7 protein-coding genes are annotated in these 5741 nt (G+C 75.4%); all 7 read left to right on the forward strand.

From position 1 onward, the window contains the following. Positions 1-946 (forward strand): carboxyltransferase domain-containing protein (locus CWIS_RS10655; protein WP_048343276.1); only part of this gene is annotated, 946 nt, incomplete at its 5' end. A 43-nt stretch (positions 947-989) separates the two neighbouring features. After that, positions 990-1292 carry an urease subunit gamma gene (locus CWIS_RS10660; protein WP_048343277.1) on the forward strand — a complete coding sequence of 101 codons (303 nt, stop codon included), beginning with the start codon at positions 990-992 and terminating at the stop codon, positions 1290-1292. Positions 1293-1305: 13 nt separating this feature from the next. Further along, positions 1306-1686 carry an urease subunit beta gene (locus CWIS_RS10665; RefSeq protein ID WP_048343278.1) on the forward strand — a complete coding sequence of 127 codons (381 nt, stop codon included), beginning with the start codon at positions 1306-1308 and terminating at the stop codon, positions 1684-1686. 3 nt (positions 1687-1689) lie between these two features. Beyond that, on the forward strand, positions 1690-3393 hold the full coding sequence (locus tag CWIS_RS10670) for an urease subunit alpha (RefSeq protein WP_048343279.1): 1704 nt from the start codon (positions 1690-1692) through the stop codon (positions 3391-3393). Positions 3394-3400: 7 nt separating this feature from the next. Further along, on the forward strand, positions 3401-4165 hold the full coding sequence (locus CWIS_RS10675) for an urease accessory protein UreF (RefSeq protein WP_048343280.1): 765 nt from the start codon (positions 3401-3403) through the stop codon (positions 4163-4165). Positions 4166-4286: 121 nt separating this feature from the next. Beyond that, entirely contained in the window at positions 4287-4979 is a 693-nt protein-coding gene (gene ureG / locus CWIS_RS10680) for an urease accessory protein UreG (protein ID WP_048343281.1), read from the forward strand. A 193-nt stretch (positions 4980-5172) separates the two neighbouring features. After that, the coding region (locus CWIS_RS10685; protein ID WP_048343282.1) for an urease accessory protein UreD at positions 5173-5741 on the forward strand (569 nt) is incomplete at its 3' end.

Genomic DNA, 5741 nt, shown 5'->3' on the forward strand with positions numbered 1-5741 from the left:
CCTGCCGCTCTCGTTCGACGACCCCGTGGTCGCGGCCGCGGTCGAGCGGTACGTCGCCGGCGTGCGGCCGCACGCGCCGTGGCTGCCGTCGAACGCGGAGTTCGTGCGCCGCGTCAACGGGCTCGACACGGTCGACGACGTGCTCGCGACCATGACCGCGGCCGAGTACCTGGTGCTCGGGCTCGGCGACGTGTACCTGGGGGCGCCGCTCGCGGTCCCGCTCGACCCGCGGCACCGGCTGCTGACCACGAAGTACAACCCCGCGCGCACGTGGACCGCGGAGGGCACGGTCGGGCTCGGCGGGCAGTACCTGTGCGTGTACGGCATGGACTCCCCGGGCGGGTACCAGCTCGTCGGCCGGACCGTCCCCGTGTGGTCCGCGTACGCGCAGCACGGGTCGTTCGAGCCGGGCGTGCCGTGGCTCCTGCGCTGCTTCGACCGGATCGTCTGGCACCCCGTCGCGCCCGACGAGCTGCTCACGTGGCGGGCCGAGCTCGCCGCGGGGCGCCGCACGCTCGTGATCGAGGACGGCTGGTTCTCGGCGCGTGAGCACCGCGAGTCGCTGCTCGACCACGCCGAGGACGTCGCGCGCGTCACGGGCCGTCGCGCGGCGTGGTTCGCGGCCGAGCGCGATGCGTGGGCGCTCGCGGGAGAGCTGGACGCGCCCGACGAGGCCGCGACGGCACCGCCCGTGAGCGCACCGCTGCGGCGCGCGCCGCAGGGCTGCGTGCTCGTCGAGGCGCCGATGGTCGGCGCGGTGTGGCGCATCGACGCGCAGGTCGGTGAGCGCGTGCGGGCGGGGGAGCGGCTCGTCGCGCTCGAGGCGATGAAGCTCGAGCTCGCGGTGCCCGTGCCCGTCGACGGCCGGCTCGTCGAGGTGCTCGTCGAACCCGGTCAGCAGGTCGTGCCCGGCGAGGCGCTCGCGGTCGTGGCGGTGGGCCTGTGAACACGGCTGTGCACCCGTCCGTGAACCACCCGAAGGAGGGCCCGTGCACCTGACGCCAGGCGACACCGAGAAGCTGCTGCTCGCGGTGGCGGGCATGGTCGCGCGCGACCGCCTCGCGCGCGGCGTGCGCCTGAACTACCCGGAGACGGTCGCGCTGCTGACCACGTGGGTGCTCGAGCGCGCGCGTGAGGGGCGGTCGGTGGCGGACCTCATGGTCGAGGGGCGCAGCGTGCTGGGCCGCGACGAGGTCATGGACGGCGTCGCGGACATGCTGCCCGACGTCCAGGTCGAGGCCACGTTCCCCGACGGGCGCAAGCTCGTCACCATCCACGAGCCGATCGCCTGAGGGGGCCCGCGACATGGCAGGCACGACGACGAGCGGGCCGGGTGCGGTGCGGCTCGCACCCGGCCGCGAGGACGAGCCCGTGGTCCTCAACGCGGACCGCGCGGCGCACGAGCGGATCACGCTCGTCGTGACGAACACGGGCGACCGACCCGTGCAGATCGGCTCCCACGTGCACCTGTCCGACGCGAACGCGGCGCTCGACCTGGACCGGGTCGCCGCGCACGGGTTCCGGCTCGACGTGCCGTCGGGGACGTCGCGGCGGTTCGAGCCGGGGGCGTCGGCCGTGGTCGCGGCCGTGGCGCTGCGCGGCGCCCGCCGCGTGCCCGGGATCCAGCGGGGCAAGGCAGACGGGGGCGCGCTGGGCGCGGTCTCGCCGGCCGGGGCGGGGGACTGACGCGTGGTCGAGATCTCGCGCGCGCGGTACGTCGCGCTGTACGGCCCGACGACGGGCGACCAGGTGCGCCTGGGCGACACCGACCTGTGGATCGAGGTCACCGAGGACCGCACGTTCGGTGGCGAGGAGGCCGTGTTCGGGGGCGGCAAGTCGATCCGTGAGTCGATGGCGCAGGGGACCACGACGCGCGCGGCGGGTGCGCTCGACACCGTGATCACCAACGCGATCGTCCTGGACTGGTGGGGCGTGGTCCGGGCGGACGTCGGCATCCGCGACGGGCGGGTCGTCGCACTCGGCCGCGCGGGCAACCCCGACGTCGCCGACGGCGTGCACCCGGACCTGCACATCGGCCCGTCGACCGACGTCATCTCGGGCGAGGGTCGGATCCTGACCGCCGGGGGCATCGACTCGCACGTGCACCTGCTGTCGCCGTCCCAGGTGCACGAGGCGCTCGCGACCGGGCTCACGACGATCGTCGGCGGCGGGACCGGGCCCTCCGAGGGCTCCAAGGCGACGACCGTGACCCCCGGCGCGTGGCACCTGGGCACGATCCATCGCGCGCTCGACGCGCTACCCGTCAACGTGCTGCTGCTCGCCAAGGGCAACACCGTCTCCGACGAGGGCCTCGACGAGCAGGCGCTCGCGGGTGCGGCCGGGTACAAGGTGCACGAGGACTGGGGCTCGACGCCCGCGGCGATCGACGCCGCGCTGCGCGCCGCGGACCGGTGGGGGCTGCAGGTCGCGCTGCACTCGGACTCGCTCAACGAGGCGGGCTTCGTCGAGTCGACGCTCGCAGCCATCGCGGGGCGCGGCATCCACGCGTTCCACGCCGAGGGCGCGGGCGGCGGGCACGCGCCGGACATCCTCACGGTCGCGTCGCACGCGAACGTCATCCCCGGCTCGACCAACCCGACGCTGCCGCACACCGTCAACACCGTGGCCGAGCACCTCGACATGCTCATGGTCTGCCACCACCTGAACCCGCACGTGCCCGAGGACCTCGCGTTCGCGGAGTCCCGGATCCGGGCGACGACGATCGCCGCGGAGGACGTGCTGCACGACCTGGGGGCCATGTCGATCACGTCGTCGGACGCGCAGGCGATGGGGCGCATCGGTGAGGTGATCACGCGCACCTGGCAGGTCGCGCACGTCATGAAGGCCCGACGAGGCGCGCTCGGGACCGACGAGCCCGCGGACAACCTGCGCGCGCGGCGGTACGTCGCCAAGTACACGATCAACCCGGCGATCGCGCACGGCATCGACGCGCACGTGGGGTCCGTCGAGCCGGGCAAGCTCGCGGACCTGGTGCTGTGGGAGCCGAAGTTCTTCGGGATCAGGCCTTCGGTCGTGCTCAAGGGCGGCGCGATCGTGTGGGGTGCGCTCGGCGACCCGAACGCCTCGATCCCCTCGCCGCAGCCGGTGCTCATGCGGCCCGCGTTCGGGGACGCGGTCGCGCCCGAGCTCTCGGTCACGTTCGTCGCCCCGGCCGCGATCGAGGACGGGCTCGCCGCACGGCTCGGGCTGCAGCGCACGCTCCTGCCCGTGGCGGACACGCGCGACATCGGCAAGGCCGACATGCGCCTCAACGACGCGCGGCCGCGCATCGACATCGACCCCGAGTCCTTCGCGATCGCCGTCGACGGTGAGCCGATCGCACCTGCCCCCGCCGACCGGCTGCCCCTCGCGCAGCTGTACACGATGTTCTGAGGCCGCCGTGACCGCCGCGCACCCACCGACGAGCGTGCTGTTCGCCCTGCTCGCCGACGCGCGCCTGCCGACGGGCGGGCACACCCAGTCCGCGGGGCTCGAGCCGGCGCTGCTCGCGGGCATGTCGGTGAGCGACGTGCCCGGGTACATCGGCGGCCGGCTCGCGACCGTCACGCGGACCGAGGCGGCGGTCGCGGTCGTCGCACGGCACGCGGTGTGCGGCGAGCCCGACGAGCGCGTCGCCCGGCTGCGCGGCGCGTGGCAGGCGTGGGCCGCCCGCACCCCGAGCCCTGCGCTGCGCGAGACCTCGCAGCGGCTCGGTCGCGGCTACCTGCGCCTCGCGCACCGGCTCTGGGGCTCGCACCCGGGCGTGGTGGCGCTCGACGCGGCGGTCGTCGCGGAACGCACGCGCCTCGCCGCCGAGCACGTGGTCGGCCCCGGGCCCGTGGGCCGCAGCGACCGGGCGCAGCCGCCGCGTCCCCTGGTGCTGGGCGTGGTGGGGGCGTGCGTCGGGCTCGACGCGCGGCAGGTCGCGCAACTCGTCGGGTACGACGACGTGCAGACGATCGCCTCCGCGACGCTCAAGCTCGCACCCGTCGACCCCGCCGACGCGACCGCGTGGGTGGTCGCCGCTGCGCCGACCGTCGAGGCCATGGCCGCGGGCGTCGCGCGCCTGACGGACCCCGCCGACATCCCCGCGTCCGGCGCCCCGCTCCTCGAGGAGTGGGCGCAGCAGCACCTCCGCCGCACAGAGAGGCTCTTCAGTGCCTGACCACACGCCCGACCCCGCCCACCCTCACGACCACGCCCACCCCCACGCGCAGGCCCACGGCCACGCGCACCCGCACGCTGACGCGCCGCCGCACGGACACGCGCCCGCGCGGACCAGGTCGTTGCGGCTCGGGGTCGCCGGCCCCGTCGGCACCGGGAAGAGCTCGCTCATCGCGCTCGTGTGCCGCGAGCTGGCCCACGAGCTCGCGCTCGGCGTCATCACCAACGACATCTACACCGACGAGGACGCGCGCTTCCTGCGCTCGGCGGGCGTGCTCGATCCCGAGCGCATCCGTGCGGTCGAGACGGGCGCGTGCCCGCACACCGCGATCCGCGACGACGTCACGGCCAACCTGCTCGCCGTCGAGGACCTCGAGGAGGACTTCGCGCCGCTCGACGTCGTGCTCGTCGAGTCCGGCGGCGACAACCTGACCGCGACGTTCTCGCCCGCGCTCGTCGACGCGCAGGTCTTCGTGCTCGACGTCGCCGGCGGCGGGGACGTGGCGCGCAAGGGTGGCCCCGGCATCGGGCGGGCCGACCTGCTCGTCGTGAACAAGACCGACCTCGCGCCGTACGTCGGCGTCGACGTGACGCGGATGGTCGCGGACGCGACCGCGGCGCGCGACGGCCGCCCGGTGCTCGCGCTGTCCCGGCACGACGCGGCCTCGGTCGAGGCCCTGAAGGACTGGGTGCGCGTGATGCTCGCGGCGCACCGCGCGGGCGCGCACGTCCCGCAGGACCCGGGCCCCATGGCCCCCCACTTCCACGCCGACGAGGAGCACCCCGCCGGCGGGATCCTCCACACCCACGCCTGACCATGCCCACCCACCGCACCCACCCCACCGCTCCCGCACGTGCGCACCGCTGCGCGCGCCCCGCCGAGGGCGCCCGCCCCGCCGGTTCGTCGGTTGCGCACGGCTGTTCGTCGGCAGTGCGTCGCTTCGTCGGTTCGGGACGACGAAGCGACGCCGGAGCGACGAACCGGCGCGGGAACGTGGGGGCAACGCGGTGAGGACGGTCGTCGAGGTCACACGTGCGGGGCACCGGGTGCGGTGCGTGCTGCGCGCCGGGCACCTCGCGCCGCGCGTGCTGACCCAGACCGACCGCGGGGTGACCGTCGCACTGGTCGCGACCGGTGCGCTCCTGCTCGGCGGCGACCACGTCCGTGTCGAGGTGCGCGTGGGCGACGGCGTGGAGCTCGAGCTCGTCGAGACGTCCGGCACCGTGGCGTACCACGGGCGGGGCCTGCCCTCGTCGTGGAGCGCGGACGTGCACGTCGGTCGGGGTGCGTCACTCGTGTGGGACGCGTTGCCGTTCGTCGTGTCCGACGGTGCGGACGTCGCACGCACGACGAACCTGCGCGTGCACGACGAGGGCGCGGCGCTGCTGCGCGAGACGCTCGTGCTCGGCCGCGACGGGCAGCGCGGCGGTCTGCTGCGGTCGGCGACCAGCGCCGTCGTGGGCGGCGCGGACCTGCTCGTCGAGGAGCTCGACCTCACCGGCCCGCACACCGCTGCGGGTGTCCTGGGCGCGGCGCGCGTCGTCGACTCGGTCCTGCTGGCGGGCGCCCGCCCGCC

Origin of the sequence: Cellulomonas sp. A375-1 (genome assembly GCF_001040865.1) — a bacterium.
Lineage (GTDB): Bacteria > Actinomycetota > Actinomycetes > Actinomycetales > Cellulomonadaceae > Cellulomonas > Cellulomonas gelida.

Bases quoted from the DNA above. Each gene is read 5' to 3' on its own strand.
- CWIS_RS10665 (WP_048343278.1), top strand. From the start codon at position 1,306: ATGGCAGGCACGACGACGAGCGGGCCGGGTGCGGTGCGGCTCGCACCC.